This is a genomic window from Streptosporangium sp. NPDC049046 (assembly GCF_040649155.1).
GTDB lineage: Bacteria > Actinomycetota > Actinomycetes > Streptosporangiales > Streptosporangiaceae > Streptosporangium.
In genome coordinates, this window is sequence record NZ_JBEZEZ010000013.1 from 84,223 (window position 1) to 96,765 (window position 12,543).

Sequence of the window (12,543 nt, forward strand, 5' to 3'; positions counted from 1 at the left end):
AGAACAGCGGACCGTGGCGCCTCACCGCCTCACCGCCTCACCGCCTCACCACGTGGCCGCGGGTGGCAGGGCCGGGCGCGCGGGGTTTCCGGGCGCGGAGACGGAGAAGTCGACCTTGAGCGCGTAGCGGTGCGCCACGTAGGAGCTGGTCGTGTATTCGAGGAGGTTTCCGTGTTGGTCAACGATGGAGCGCGTCTCGACGAGCATCGGTGTCGTGGGGTCGACGTCGAGTTCGGGTGCGTCGTCGTCGGCTGTGCGCGCCGTGAGGACGGAGGAGCCGAGAGTCGGATGCAGTCCCAGGCGGCGGAGGGTCTGATGCAGTGATCCCGTCTCCAGGTCCGCGGTGAGCAGCGCGTCGAGGGTGGCGGGGAAGGTGGCGTGTTCGATGGCCACGGGCAGGTCGTCGAAGAGCCGGACACGGCTGATGACGACCACGGACGCGGGTCGCGTGGTGAGGGCCGGCGGATAGAGGGCGGCCGCCTCCTGAGGAGAGGCAGGGCGCACGGCGGCCTCCAGGACCCGGGAACGTGGCGTCTTGCCGAGGGCGAGGGCCTGGTCGTGGAAGCTCAGCAGGGTGCCGACCGGCCGGGCGGCGGCGACCTGGCGCACGAAGCTGCCCCGTCCCGGCACCCGCTCCAGCAGGCCGTCGCGTTCCAGCCGGACCATAGCGGCGCGCGCCGTCATCCGGGAGACACCGAACTCCTGCGCCAGCTGCGACTCGGAGGCGAACGGATCGCCGTCGGCGGCGCCTTCGAGACGCCGTCGCAGTTGCTTCTCGATGCGCTCGTACAGCGGTTGCGACGCGGCCATGGCGGGTGTGCTCCTCCTCGGTCGGATGGTGTCGGTTCCCAGTGTGACGTCAGTCGACACCGTCATCGAGATCTGTATAGGCTGTATATACAGCCTACCCGAGGCGACCTGAAGGAGAACATCATGTCCGTGGCCTCGATCGACGTACCGCGCTGGGAGGGCCCCCTGCCCTCACGCGAGGAGGTGGCGAAGATGATCGACCATTCGCTGCTGCGACCCGAACTGACTCCGGCCGAGGTCGAGGACGGCTTGGCGACCGCCCTGGAGTACCGCACGGCGTCGGTGTGCGTACGACCCGCCGATGTGGCGGCTGCGGTCGCCACGCTGCGCGGCAGCCGGGTTCTCGTCGGCACGGTCGTCGGCTTCCCGCACGGCAGCGGCACCACGCAGGCGAAGGTCTTCGAGACCGCCGAACTGATCTCCCTGGGGGCGGAGGAGATCGACATGGTGATCAACATTGGTCGCCTACGCGGCGGCGACGTCGCGTTCGTCCAGAACGAGATCGCCGCCGTCGCCCAGGCCGCCGAGGGGCGCCCGGTAAAAGTGATCTTCGAGAACGCCTACCTGACCGATCAGGAAAAGACCACCGGGTACAGGGCCGCCGAGACCGCGGGCACGGCCTTCGTCAAGACCAGCACCGGGTTCGCCCCCGGTGGGGCGACGGCCGCCGACATCGCCCTGATGCGACGCACCGTGTCCTCTCACATGCAGGTCAAGGCGGCCGGAGGCGTTCGCACCCTGGACGCGCTCCTGCACCTGCACCGGCTCGGCGCCACCCGCTTCGGAGCCACGGCCACCGCGGCGATCCTCGACGACCTCGAAAGCCGCCGCAACGGCAACCCGCCCACCGCGAGCGCGCCGAACTGACGGCGGGCTACCTTGTGGCTTGTCGTGGCTTCAGGGGTCCTGGGCCGTGAAGGCCCGGAGTCGGGGGCGGTCGAACCTCGCCGGCGACCATCCGGCCGGCCGCTCGTCGGACAACGTGTCGGCTGTGTCAATCGGTCGTGCCGGCGTGCGCGGCGATGATTCGCCAGCCGTGCGTCTCGCTGTACAGCCAAGTACGGGTGTAGCGCATCCTGGCCGCGAACGGGGCGCCGGAGAGGGTCCCTTCGACGGTGCCGAGAAACCACGTCACTCCGGTGCGCCCATCGGCGAGCACGGTCAACTCCTCCTCGGCCACCCTCGTCATCACCTGCGTCCGAGTGCGGTGCAGCTCCAGGTCGTCCGCCTTGGTCGCAACGCTCGCACCGAAGGTAAAGATCAGCCGATCGTCCAGCAGCCGATCCAGCGCCTCGACATCTCCAGCGAGCTGCGCGGTCTGGAGCCGGCGCTCGGCGTTCCGCAAGTCCTCCATCATCAGATACCTCCAGCGTGGATACCCCCGCCTTCAGGCGGGGGAGGAAACGCGGCACGATGCCGCGCTTCTGGGTGGGTGGTGTAGCTGTAGCCGTCGGCTCGTTGGAGCAGGCGGACGTGGCGGTGGCCGATGCCCTGCACGGTGCCGTGCCGGGTGGTGATGTTGAAACTGCCGGTGGTGCGGACCGCGACCCGTCCGGTGTGGACTCCGGTGTTCTTGCCGGTCGGGATGGTCGCGCGGACCAGGTCGCCGGTGGCGAACCCCTTGACCTGCTTGGTCCGGGGTAGCCGTAGGCGGGGGAAGCCGTAGCGGTCGGTGCGGGTGCGGGCGTAGGTGCCGCGCCCGGTCGCCGTGACCACCAGGACCTTCGACGGCCAGGCGGTCACGGTCTCCAGGTGGCCGACGTGCAGGGCGTCCAACGTGTGCGATTTCGGGGCGCCGGTTCGGGACCGGTTCCACTTGGTGCGCCCGCCGGAGGCCGTCGCGACCGGCAGGCCGGTCGCCTGCAGTGCCCGCCACAGCGCCCAGCGGGTGGCGTTGACGGCGGCGGCGTCGCGCAGCGGCGCTTTGGCCTGCTTGAGGATCTTCGCCAGGAGTGCGGGCCTGCCCTTCAGGAACTCCTCGATCGGGGTGGCGTTCTTGGCCTGGTTACAGCCGATGCAGGCCAGGGCGAGGTTGCTGACACGGTCGGAGCCGCCCCGGCCGCGGGGGTGGATGTGGTCGAGGTTCAGCGGCACATCGCTCGCACCGCAGTAGGCGCAAGCGCCCCCACTTGGCGAGCAGGTATTCGCGGACCTCGTACCCGGCGAGGGTGCCCCGCTGGTATTCCACTCCTTCGAGCGGCCTTCCGGCCGACAGGGTGTGGGTGTCGAAGGAGACCTTCTCCACGTGCACGGCAGTGAGGGGAGCCCACCGGGCCAGCCGGAGCACCTGCGACATCGTCGTGTCCACGCGGTGGCGCAGGGAGGGTGTCAGCCACCCTTGCGGTTTGGTGCGGTTGTTGAAGCGGGGGGCACGGTAGCGCAGGTTCGCGCTACGGCGTCGCCTTCGATACCGCGAGCGGGTGGTGAGCTTGTCACGGATCCGCCCGCCTCGGTGGTCAAGCTGGATCGCATACCGTCCGGTCCTGCTTGCGGCCTGGTCGGTGAACACCGCGATGCCGGTGTGCTTGGAGCCGGGGTCGATACCGGCCGCGACGCCCTGGAGGGTGGAGTCGGCGACGAGCCGGTCCTTGAGGCGGATAACGAACGGGGTGTGACGGGCCACCACCGCCCGCCCGGACGCCAGTAGGCGGCGGGCACGGGCGGGATGGCACGGGTCGAGCGGGTGGCCGTGGGCGTCCAGGACGAACACGGCCGGGTGAACCTCACGGTTCGCTCCCTCGGACGCCGAAGCGCCCTGGGGGTGACGCCGAACAGGCCGGGTGCCGGTCCGTTCGATCTCCCCTCGCCCGGGTTGAACACCAGGTACCGCCTGGCGGCGGTCTCCGTGAGCCGTTTCGTGCCCACCCTCGGGCGTGTCTGCTCCCACGGATTCCAGAGCGGCAGGCTGAGGAAGCACCCGCCGGTGGGTCTGCGATCTTGTGTTCAACGTGGCCATCAAAATGCACCTCCTTGAGCTGATGACCAGGGCTGGTCAACGCGGGGCTTCAAAGCGCATCGCTGCGCCTCAAGCCCCCTCCTTCAGGAGGGGGTCGTTGACGAGGGCCACTCTTCCAGCCGACACCGTATCCGTGCCAGGACGTTCACGCTCGGCTGATCTTGACCGTCCGATCCGGGGACTCCGGTCGTCGGTGAGCGGGTGTCGGGTTTGATGGGAGCGTGCTCGCAACTATTTGCAACATTTGAGACAGGTCGCAACATCCGCCGTACTGTCGGAGCACCAACCCTTCGCGGTGACAAGGTGATGGAGATGGCGACCTCCACAGCACGCATCGACGAGGCCAAAGGCATTCTCGCCGCCAGGCTCAGGGCGCTCCGCGCCGACGCCGGGCTGACGGGGCGAGCGCTGGCGGCGAAGACCGGCCTGGACCACACCAAGATCTCCAAGATCGAGAACGCGGTCCAGATGCCCAACCAGGCGGACATCCGCACCTGGTGTGAGGCCTGTGACGCGGACGAGCAGGTGGTCGACCTCATCGCGGCCGCCCAGAACATCGACGCGATGTACACCGAGTGGCGCCGCCTGGAGGAGAGCGGCCTCGGCCACGTCCAGCGCTCGTTCCAGCCGTTGTACGACAAGACCCACCAGTTCCGCGTCTGGCAGCACTCGGCCGTCCCCGGCCTGCTCCAGACCGGCGACTACGCCCGCGGTCACCTGCGCGCCGTCATCGACTTCCGAGGCATCCCCGACGACATCGACGCCGCGGTCGCGGCGAGGCTGAAACAGCAGGAGATCCTGCGCAACGGGAGCAAGCGCTTCGCGTTCGTCGTCGGGGAACAGGCGCTCCGCATGCCACTGGTCGGCCCCGAGCAGATGGTCGCCCAACTCGACCGGCTGGCGGATCTGACCTCCGGCACCGCGAACGTGTCCTTCGGTATCGTCCCCGCGACGATCAGGCCGCCGCTCATGCCACCGGAGAACTTCTGGATATACGACGCCAACCGCGTCCGCGTCGACACCGTGCCGGGTCAGATCCAGCACAAGGCGCCGGGCGACGTGGTCGTGTACGAGAAGGCGTTCCAGGCGCTGAGCGGCGCCGCGGTGTACGGGAAGGAGGCCCGCGCACTGCTGCGAACCGCGGCGAGTGCGTTCCGCGAGAGGTGAAGCGCCATCAGGAGCGGAGTTTCGTGAGAACGATGCCCCGCGAGACGCCCTTTTGAGCGGTGCGGTCTCGTGATGGGCGATTCTTCGCGAGGAGCGGACTCGCAACATCACGCAACATCGTTGAGGCGGGAGCCTCTGGATCTTTACTCTCGCCAGCGTGACCGTTGATCACAGAACCCCAGAAGACGTTGAGTGCCCCTCAGTCGAACTCCGGGCTCGTGAGCTGGCGGCCCTGCTGGCCAGATCCCATAACATCCCGGCGGACGTCCACCGCCTGCCGTCAGGAAAGGTCGTCATCTCCGTCTACTACGGCCTGGTCGCCCGCCTGGACGACGCGTGCCGTTTCTGGTGGATCGTCCCCGTCTCCGAGGAACGGGACAGGCCGCTGTGGACGAGTGCCGCCACTCCGGCCGCGGCGGCGGTCCGGATCGCCGACCACTACCGGGAACTGCGCACCCGCCCGCTGGCCCACCTGATCCACGGCGGTTACCTGCTGACCGACGTCCTACTGGAACATCACGAGGCCGCGGCGCCGGTCTGACCGCGCACAGTGGGGTGCGCCGGTCTGACCGCGTCCATCGGGGGCGTCTCGGTCCGACCGCGTCCGGCGTGGCGGCGTTCCGGTAACGGACCGCAGTCGAAAGCCCTTCCCCGGAATCGGCGTCCGGCGTCCGGTGAACACGAAACCGACCGCTCCTGGGAAGGGGGTGCACCGCTTTTTGTCCCTGATTCTTACGGCCTTTTAGGTCGTTTCGTACGGGTAGCGCGTACTTTTTGAAAGCGCACTCGATGACCGCCTACCCCTATTTTCCGCGCGCTGAAGTCTCCTACCTGCGCGAATCACGGTTCAACGCCCTCTGTTTCGTGTTTAACTCGGACTTGCGGTAGTCACCCGACTTCCTTGGGTAGTGTCCCCGGGCCGGGTGAGAGCGCGCGATGCAGCAAGGGGAGACGATTCATGATCAGTGTCCTGATCGCCGAGGACATGCATCTCGTCCGGGGAGCCATGGTCGCCCTGCTCTCCACGGAGAGTGACATCAAGGTCGTCGCCGAGGTCGGTCACGGTGACGAGGTGGTCCGCTCCTGCCTGCTGCACCGCCCGGACATCGCGCTCGTCGACATCGGTCTGCCGGGCACCGACGGCCTCACCGCGACGGCGGAGTTGCATCGCAGGCTTCCCGAGTGCGGGACGGTGATCCTGACCGGGCTCGCGACCCCGGCCGCGCTGTGCCGGGCGCTGGACGCCGGGGCGCGCGGCTTCGTCGTCAAGGACGCCCCCGCGGACCAGCTCGCCGACTGCGTACGCCGCGTGGCCGCCGGTGAGCGGGTCGTCGACCCCGAGCTGGCCGTCGCCGCACTCAACGCGAAGAGAAACCCGCTCACCGCACGCGAACTGGAGGTCCTGCAGGCCGCGGCCGAGGGGGCGCCGGTCGGGGAGATCGCCGACCGTCTCTGCCTGTCCGGCGGGACGGTACGCAACTACCTGGCCCGGATCCTCAACAAGGTCGACGCCCGCACGCGCGTCGAGGCGGTGCGGATCGCCAGGGAGGCGGGCTGGCTGTGGTTCGACGACCTGACGGAACTCGCCCTGATCCGCTGCCGGGACACGGGTGGTCCATCCGGCCGGGCGCATCAGGTTCGATGAGTCTCCGTCGGCCCGGCACCGCCGACCTACCGGGTCGTCGAATGCCGAAGGGCGCGAGGGACCGGTTGTCTCGAATCCTCACCCGGGCCGGACATACCGCTTCGAGCCGGTGCGTGGCGGGTCCGAGGAAGCGCACGGTCATCCTCGGGGCCATCGCCGAAAGTGGCCGGAGCAGGACGTCTCCCGGTCCAGGCCTATTCCTCTCCGGCGCAGGTGCGCATACCGTACTTCAGCGCGAAAGCACTCAGGGCGACCTCGTTCGCATCGGGAGCCAGGGACAGTTCCACGACCTTCCTCGCCTCGCCCTCGTCACCCGCCCGTAGCGCCGCCTCCGCCCGATCCCGCAGTTCGCGCAGTCGTGCGGCCAGGGCCTCGGCGGGCTCCACGAACCCCTCGCGCAGTTGCTCGGCGTCGTCGGCGGGCGGTGGGACAGCGGCGATTCCGGTGGCGGTCACGGTGAGGGTCTCCGCGGCCAGCCGTAGCTCGGCCACCTCCCCGCGTAGGCCAGAGGGAGGTTCTTCGGTGTAGGCCGACGACTGGGCCGCCTCCGCGCACAGGGCGTCGGCGGCGGCGATGTAGCGGGCCTTCGCGTCAGCGTGTACGTCGCGGGCGGGTTCCGCCCGCGACGTACACGCCGTGACCGCGAGGATCGCCGCTCCCACGGTGGCGGTGACCACCAGGGAATTTCTCTTAAGCGACCTCATGCCAATCCAGGGAGAGGACCTCAGCACCTACCGTGCCGGGGCGGACGACTCTGGGAACTCAGCACCGGATCCGGCGCTCTTCCGCGCGGTTGTGCAGGGTGCTCGTCTTGCTTCCGTTCAGGGCGGAGAAGAGGTGAACCCTGGTCTGGTTACGGTAGAGCTGGCTGCCCCCCGAGCACTTCCAGGAAGCGGTCAGGCTCACGGTGAACGCGTCCCTGCCCTTCTTCACGCTCTTGGTGGCCTTGGTCCGCCAGTAGCCCATTCCCCGGTACTGCTGGAGAAGCACCTTGACCTCGGCCTTCCTGCTCCACTCGCCCTTGGCGCAGTGGACCTGCCGGCTCGTCTTGATGGAGCCACCGGACTTGTAGGGAGTGATCAGGCGGTGCCAGCCCTTGCACTTGTCGTGGTAGCCCATCCGGAGTGTCTTCTTGCCAGACCACCCGGGCGCGGTTGCGGCCCGAGTTTCCAAGACACCGGTCTTCCCCGCCGCTGCCGACGCCGGTGAAACCATTGCGAGCTGCGTACCCGTCAGTACGACCGCGAGTGCCATTCCGGTGGAAATTTTTCGCCCCATTGTTGGATCATTTCCTTTCCAGGAAGTTCGCTGCTTGCTGGATGTGAGGACGTGAAATGGCGGGGCCCGCGCCGATGTCGACACAGCCGTGCTGGTCGGATTCCATTGGTACCGTCGCCGACGAACGGGTGCAAACCGCGATACTTGTAAGAAGTTGTAAGATTTTTGTTCGAAGGCGAGAATGCGCAGGTCGGAGCTGGGATATTCGCTGAAGACAAAGTTCGAAGTCGTGACAGGTTCGTGCCTGCTTTACAGCCGGACACGGCGGCGACGTCGGGGCGCGATCGCCGTCGTGGCAGGCTCGGCGCCGCTGATCCGGTCTGACATGGTGCCGGCGAACGGGCCGAGGGGTGGCTTACCGCCCGATGTGATCGCCACTGTTCGAGTTGGGTGCCGCGATCGAGTCGCCTGACGGTCATGGCGATGAAATCGCCGACTCGGAGACCGTTGATCAACGAAGTGGAGCGTTTTTGTCATGTTAGTTTTTTCGGCAGGCGAAATCACCGGCTCATAAAGGAGGGGGGCGCTCTCTCGGAGACGGCCCCTATCGCATGAGCCTTTCAAGGAGTGGGGCGTCATACGACGGCTCGCACTCTTCGATTTCGTCGGAGCTTTTCTGATACGAGCCTGAAAATTCGCCGACACGCACGCTCAGGACACGAGGTGATCGGCCGGCCGGTCTTTCCCGGCAGGGTCGGCCATGCGAGGTGGGCGGAAGTGAAGGATCGCACACCGGAGGGGGAGCTCAGCCGGTGACGGAGATGGTCCAGGTCTTCTGGCAGCTGGAGCCGAACACACCGGTGTCACAGCCCTTGACGTTCCAGCGGTAGCCGCTGTTGGTACGGATGCGCGTGTAGGAGCGTCCCCGGATGCCGCCGATGAAGTCCTCCTGGGCGCCGTTCGGGTCGGCGGCACTGGTCCAGCGGACGAGGAACTTGTCGAAGGCGCGATCGGTCGTGCGCCAGTCGAAGTAGGCGTAGCCGTTGCTCGACCAGGCGGCCACCACCAGGTTGGGGCCGTTCTTGGGAGACCAGGCCATCTGGCCGCGGGCGAACGTCTGGCGGCGGCCCGCCCAGCCGACGTTGTTCTGGTAGATGTCGCGCTCTGTCGTGGTCGGGCAGCCGAGCTTGCCGTTCTCGCCGCCGAGCTGTGCCCAGCGGGCACCGATGAGACCGTACGGCTGGATGCTGCAGCCGCTTGCCTTGGTGGTCTCGGCGTGGGCGGGGAGGGCGACGGCCAGGGCTGCGGCCGAGACGAAGGCGGTGGTCACCGAGAGGATCGCGCGACGGTTCATGGTGGACTCCTGGAAGGTGAGACCCGCCGTTCTGCTCGCTGCGGGCGTCGTGCCTCCAGTGATACGGCGCCCCGCTTACCGGAGGCTTGAGCACCGCCTACGGAGACTTGCGAACCGCGATCACAAGACGTCCGGATCAAGCCGGATGATCCGCGATCGCGACGCGACCCACGCCTTCAGGCATGAAGCGTGGGCACCACTCGGACGAGGCGAATGCCGAGACAGCACCCAGAGTCGGGTTGCCACGGGAAGCTCAGGGTTATTTGTCCCGGCCTCGTTGCTCCCACTCGGCCCGGGTGAGTTCGTACTCGACGTCACCGTGCTCGGAACCTTCGATGGCCTCCGGCCAGTCCTCGGTGAAGCTTCGGACGAACGACAGGCCCGCCTTCTCCATCACCCGCCGGGATCCCGCATTGACCGCCATGGTGTTCGCGATCACCCGTTCCACTCCGAGGTCGGTGAACCCCCTGTGGATCAGGGCTCGCGCCCCTTCCGTGGCATAGCCGTTGCCCCAGGCGGCCTTGTGCAGGCGGTAGCCGAGTTCGACCACGGCGGGACTGTCGTCGGCCAGGGGCCTGAACTCGAACCAGCCCAGAAAGACGCCGTCGGTCTTCTCCTCCGCGGCCCAGTGGCCACGGGTCCCGAAGCACGGGTGAACATGCAGGAGCCGTGGCAGGTTTCGTGCTTGGATCGTCTCAAGAGTCGTCGGCCGGCCGCCGTTGATGAAGCGCATGACGTCGGGATCGTTGTCCAGCGCGAGAAGCTGCTCGGCATCGGCCTCGGTGAACGGACGCAACACGAGCCGCTCGGTCTCAAGGAAGGCGGGCATGCCGCGATCCTAACCACCGGGGATCATGCGGCGGGTCGACGAGAGGTGGCGCGGGTTTCCGGACGTTCGGCGGGGGATCGTCTCCGACAACATGAGGTTCCCGTCGTCGCGAGCTGTGCGTGTGCTGCGGGCGTTTCTTTCCGCGCAGGACTGGAGCCCTTGGCCGAGGGCCGGCAGTTGCTCCGAATCGGCCCGGTATGAAAAGCCCCAAGGTGTTACCTGCCTTTCTCCGGCAGGATGGATTTGCGGGTCGGTGTGAATGCGTGGGCGGAGGAAGCCGGTCTCGTTTGAGGAGTAACTGCAGAGGGTCTTCGCCGTTGGAGGCTCGACATGGATTTCGGGGTGTTCGGTCCAAGAGTGGACAGCGCAAATAATAGCGATTTGGCTTTTGGTGTGCTCTGGTCGCGTCTGCGAGGGAAAGGGCTCCAACGAGTCCTGTCTCATCGGAGTGTTCGTGAGATCGATGATCCTTGCTGTCTGAGCGTAGCGTATTGATTGCAGAGTGTGATGTGGTGAGGGGGGTTGGTTCAGCCCGGTCTGGAAAGTCGGATGGAAAGAGGGTTTGTTGTCTCATGGTTGTCCGCACCCGGAGGGAAGGTTCGGGTGGCCTGTGCGGCTGGGTTAATCGGATTTACAGTCCAGGTAAGAAGGAAGGAGGAGATGCGAATGCCTCGACCGGTTCTCCCGCCGACCGGTGGTGTTTTCGTACACCCCTTGAGTTACGTCCGTGCCGAGCGTGGCTGGACGTACCAGGATCTGGTCACCATTATCGCCCGGCGAGTCGGAAATATGGCGAGAAGAAAAGAAAAGGCGTGGCGCTGGGAGCATTGGGGCACTGTTCCCGATCGGGACACGCAGCTCGCGCTGGCGGCCGAGCTCGGGGTGTGCGAGGAGATGCTCGTCACGCACCCCTGGCCCGCCTGGCTGCCGGTCGGTGAGGCCATTCGCGTCGACTTCCCCTGGGACCAGGCGGGCAGCCTGCTCGCCCTCGACCACGCACTGGAGAAGGCGATGATGGATCGGCGCGGTTTCATGCAACTGACCGGAATGAGCCTGACCGCGTTCGCGACCGACTGGCTCAACGTCGAACCGGCCCAGCTCGCCTCGGTGCTGCGCGGCGACCGGATCACCGAGGAGTTCGTCTCCCAGATCGAGGCGGGCCTGCCACGCCTGGTCAGGCTGGAAGCGATGTACGGCGGAGAACAGGCACGCAATCTGCTTGACGCCGAACTCGGCGTGGTCGTCAAGGTGCTGAAGAAGTCCTCCTACAGCGAGGATCTTGCCCAGCGCCTTCATGGCCTGGCTGCGGAAATCGGAGAACTGGCCGGTTACGCCTCCTTCGACACGGGCCTGCACGCTGCGGCCCAGCGTTACTGGGTCGCGGCCATTCGATCGGCACATACGGCCGGTGACCGTGCCGTGGGTGCGAGCATCCTCAGGTCGATGTCCCTGCAGTGCAAGGATCTTGGAGATCTCCCGGGCTCCGTGAGCATTGCCCGTACCGCCTACGAGAGCGCGGGGCGTGTCACGCCGCGAACCGCCAGCATGCTGGCCGCACGCCTGGCCTGTGCCCACGCGAGCGTAGGCGACAAAACCGAGTCCCATCGCCTGTTGGGCATTGCTCACACCCAGTTCGAGCGTGGCACCCACGACGACGACTCGCCATGGGTCGACTGGTTCGACGAAGGAGCTCTTCACGACCACGCCGCCGTGTGCCACCTTGATCTGGGGGACCCACGAGGTGCGGATTCCCTCTTGGACCAGGCGCAGGAGAGGTTCTCCCGGACAAGGCGCAGGGACTATGCCACCTACCTGATCAGGCGCGCTCAGGTCCAGAACGACCTCGGCAACGCCGACCACGCCGCCGATCTGCTGCATCAGGTGATCCCGATGGTCGAGCAGGCCCCCTCCAAGCGCAACATCGGCAGACTCCTCGCCGCCCGCGACCGCCTCCCCAAGGACGCCCGCCGCAGCGACCTCGACCAGCGACTGGCCGCCCTGACCGCATGACCTCGCCAACCCGGGGCGTCGGACACACCAAGTCCCGACGCCCCGACGGCCCTCAAGAAGCGCGATCGACACGCAAAATCCTGATCATCGCGGTACGACTGCTGAGGGGGCAGGGAAATTCCAAAGGGTCTTGCCGGCACTCGGTGAGTTCTCGCCTGAGGTGCCGGTCTGACTCTCACTCTCTGGTCCTCTGTGTTTACTCACCTTGAGGTACCTAGGTACCGTGGGAGCGAAAGGAGGAAGTCATGACGACGCCCCACCCGGCCAAGCGGCAATCACCGCTGAAAGTCGACCCGGCGACCGACGAACTGATCTCCCAGGCGGCCCACTTCCTCGGGATGACCAAGAAAGACCTGGTGGCCGCTGCGGTTCGTGTCTACCTCGACCAGCAGCGCGAACAGATCCGCCGCGGGATGGTCGAGTCGATGAAGGTCCTGGACGGCTCCCTGTCGTCCAATGTGTCCTTGCTCACCGGCCTGACGCCCGACCGCATCAACGAACTCGGTGGCACCGGCGATTGGGAGGAATGAAATCTCCATGCACCGCGTCCGTCC

The 12,543-nt window shown here is 66.9% G+C and carries 14 protein-coding genes; 6 read left to right on the plus strand and 8 right to left on the minus strand.

Annotated features, from left to right (window positions below; translation table 11 throughout):
* Positions 1–45 precede the first annotated feature (45 nt).
* Entirely contained in the window at positions 46–810 is a 765-nt protein-coding gene (locus AB0B96_RS20040; protein ID WP_362900587.1) for a GntR family transcriptional regulator, read from the minus strand.
* A gap of 123 nt (positions 811–933) precedes the next feature.
* Between AB0B96_RS20040 and deoC the strand changes: the two genes are divergently transcribed.
* Positions 934–1,677: a deoxyribose-phosphate aldolase gene (deoC, locus tag AB0B96_RS20045; protein ID WP_362900589.1), complete on the plus strand. Its 744-nt coding sequence runs from the start codon at positions 934–936 to the stop codon at positions 1,675–1,677.
* A gap of 127 nt (positions 1,678–1,804) precedes the next feature.
* Here the strand turns inward: deoC and AB0B96_RS20050 are convergent, their stop codons facing one another.
* From AB0B96_RS20050 to iscB, 3 genes are read right to left on the minus strand one after another with little or no spacing between them, the layout of a single operon-like run.
* A complete protein-coding gene (locus AB0B96_RS20050; protein ID WP_362900591.1) occupies positions 1,805–2,164 on the minus strand; it encodes a nuclear transport factor 2 family protein in 360 nt (119 codons plus the stop codon).
* Between the two features lie 2 nt (positions 2,165–2,166).
* Positions 2,167–2,904 (minus strand): HNH endonuclease, encoded by a 738-nt coding sequence (locus tag AB0B96_RS20055; protein ID WP_362900593.1) that lies wholly within the window; start codon positions 2,902–2,904, stop codon positions 2,167–2,169.
* Positions 2,816–3,520 (minus strand): RNA-guided endonuclease IscB, encoded by a 705-nt coding sequence (gene iscB, locus AB0B96_RS20060; protein ID WP_362900595.1) that lies wholly within the window; start codon positions 3,518–3,520, stop codon positions 2,816–2,818. Before iscB ends, AB0B96_RS20055 begins: the two co-directional genes overlap by 89 nt.
* Positions 3,521–4,078: 558 nt before the next feature.
* On the opposite strand from iscB, the gene AB0B96_RS20065 reads away from it, so the two are divergent.
* The 3 genes from AB0B96_RS20065 (at position 4,079) to AB0B96_RS20075 (ending at position 6,578) form a co-directional block, all read left to right on the plus strand.
* On the plus strand, positions 4,079–4,933 hold the full coding sequence (locus AB0B96_RS20065; RefSeq protein ID WP_362900597.1) for a helix-turn-helix transcriptional regulator: 855 nt from the start codon (positions 4,079–4,081) through the stop codon (positions 4,931–4,933).
* A 157-nt stretch (positions 4,934–5,090) separates the two neighbouring features.
* Positions 5,091–5,474, plus strand: coding sequence for a hypothetical protein (locus tag AB0B96_RS20070; protein ID WP_362900599.1), 384 nt, complete (start codon positions 5,091–5,093; stop codon positions 5,472–5,474).
* A gap of 417 nt (positions 5,475–5,891) precedes the next feature.
* Positions 5,892–6,578, plus strand: a complete 687-nt coding sequence (locus AB0B96_RS20075; protein WP_362900601.1) for a response regulator transcription factor — start codon at positions 5,892–5,894, stop codon at positions 6,576–6,578.
* 194 nt (positions 6,579–6,772) lie between these two features.
* On the opposite strand, the gene AB0B96_RS20080 is transcribed toward AB0B96_RS20075, so the two are convergent.
* The 4 genes from AB0B96_RS20080 to AB0B96_RS20095 all read right to left on the minus strand — a co-directional run bounded on the left by AB0B96_RS20080 (position 6,773) and on the right by AB0B96_RS20095 (position 9,979).
* Complete coding sequence (locus AB0B96_RS20080; protein ID WP_362900603.1) at positions 6,773–7,282, minus strand: hypothetical protein; 510 nt, start codon at positions 7,280–7,282, stop codon at positions 6,773–6,775.
* Positions 7,283–7,340: 58 nt separating this feature from the next.
* Positions 7,341–7,697, minus strand: a complete 357-nt coding sequence (locus AB0B96_RS20085) for a hypothetical protein (protein ID WP_362900605.1) — start codon at positions 7,695–7,697, stop codon at positions 7,341–7,343.
* Between the two features lie 904 nt (positions 7,698–8,601).
* Positions 8,602–9,150, minus strand: coding sequence for a hypothetical protein (locus AB0B96_RS20090; RefSeq protein WP_362900607.1), 549 nt, complete (start codon positions 9,148–9,150; stop codon positions 8,602–8,604).
* Between the two features lie 259 nt (positions 9,151–9,409).
* Entirely contained in the window at positions 9,410–9,979 is a 570-nt protein-coding gene (locus AB0B96_RS20095; RefSeq protein ID WP_362900609.1) for a GNAT family N-acetyltransferase, read from the minus strand.
* Between the two features lie 714 nt (positions 9,980–10,693).
* Here AB0B96_RS20095 and AB0B96_RS20100 point away from each other — a divergent pair.
* Both AB0B96_RS20100 and AB0B96_RS20105 read left to right on the plus strand, forming a co-directional pair.
* Positions 10,694–11,989 (plus strand): hypothetical protein, encoded by a 1,296-nt coding sequence (locus AB0B96_RS20100; RefSeq protein ID WP_362900611.1) that lies wholly within the window; start codon positions 10,694–10,696, stop codon positions 11,987–11,989.
* 245 nt (positions 11,990–12,234) lie between these two features.
* Complete coding sequence (locus tag AB0B96_RS20105; RefSeq protein ID WP_362900613.1) at positions 12,235–12,519, plus strand: hypothetical protein; 285 nt, start codon at positions 12,235–12,237, stop codon at positions 12,517–12,519.
* Positions 12,520–12,543 lie beyond the last annotated feature (24 nt).

Excerpts from the sequence above, each read along its gene's own strand:
- AB0B96_RS20040 (WP_362900587.1), bottom strand. The coding sequence starts at position 810 with ATGGCCGCGTCGCAACCGCTGTACGAGCGCATCGAGAAGCAACTGCGA.
- deoC (WP_362900589.1), top strand. The coding sequence starts at position 934 with ATGTCCGTGGCCTCGATCGACGTACCGCGCTGGGAGGGCCCCCTGCCC.
- AB0B96_RS20050 (WP_362900591.1), bottom strand. The coding sequence starts at position 2,164 with ATGGAGGACTTGCGGAACGCCGAGCGCCGGCTCCAGACCGCGCAGCTC.
- AB0B96_RS20065 (WP_362900597.1), top strand. The coding sequence starts at position 4,079 with ATGGCGACCTCCACAGCACGCATCGACGAGGCCAAAGGCATTCTCGCC.
- AB0B96_RS20075 (WP_362900601.1), top strand. The coding sequence starts at position 5,892 with ATGATCAGTGTCCTGATCGCCGAGGACATGCATCTCGTCCGGGGAGCC.
- AB0B96_RS20080 (WP_362900603.1), bottom strand. The coding sequence starts at position 7,282 with ATGAGGTCGCTTAAGAGAAATTCCCTGGTGGTCACCGCCACCGTGGGA.
- AB0B96_RS20085 (WP_362900605.1), bottom strand. The coding sequence starts at position 7,697 with ATGGGCTACCACGACAAGTGCAAGGGCTGGCACCGCCTGATCACTCCC.
- AB0B96_RS20090 (WP_362900607.1), bottom strand. The coding sequence starts at position 9,150 with ATGAACCGTCGCGCGATCCTCTCGGTGACCACCGCCTTCGTCTCGGCC.
- AB0B96_RS20095 (WP_362900609.1), bottom strand. The coding sequence starts at position 9,979 with ATGCCCGCCTTCCTTGAGACCGAGCGGCTCGTGTTGCGTCCGTTCACC.
- AB0B96_RS20105 (WP_362900613.1), top strand. The coding sequence starts at position 12,235 with ATGACGACGCCCCACCCGGCCAAGCGGCAATCACCGCTGAAAGTCGAC.